Source organism: Mesorhizobium sp. M1A.T.Ca.IN.004.03.1.1 (genome assembly GCF_003997555.1).
GTDB lineage: Bacteria > Pseudomonadota > Alphaproteobacteria > Rhizobiales > Rhizobiaceae > Mesorhizobium.
The window spans coordinates 1-294 of record NZ_RZTV01000177.1 but is presented as its reverse complement, the minus strand read 5'-3'; the positions used below and the strand labels follow the sequence as shown (position 1 = coordinate 294).

Annotated in this window: 1 protein-coding gene; it reads left to right on the top strand. The window is 66.0% G+C overall.

The features are described 5' to 3' along the window. Positions 1–294 (top strand): SDR family NAD(P)-dependent oxidoreductase (locus tag EOD29_RS31220; RefSeq protein ID WP_127248800.1); only part of this gene is annotated, 294 nt, incomplete at both ends.

Here is a 294-nt window from a genome sequence, read left to right as displayed (position 1 = left end):
CGGCGCGATCCATGAGCGCTGGGGCAAGCTCGACATTTTGGTGGCCAACGCCGCCATCCTCGGCGTGATCTCGCCAATCGGCCATGTCGAGGCAAAGACCTTCGAGAAGGTGATGACCATCAACGTCACCGCGACCTGGCGCCTGATCCGTTCGGTCGACCCGCTGCTCAGGCTTTCCGACGCCGGCCGCGCCATCATCATGTCCGCCTCCTCCGCCCATTCGGCGCGCGCCTTCTGGGCTCCCTACGCGGCTTCAAAGGCCGCGGTCGAGACGATGATGCGCTCCTGGGCGCA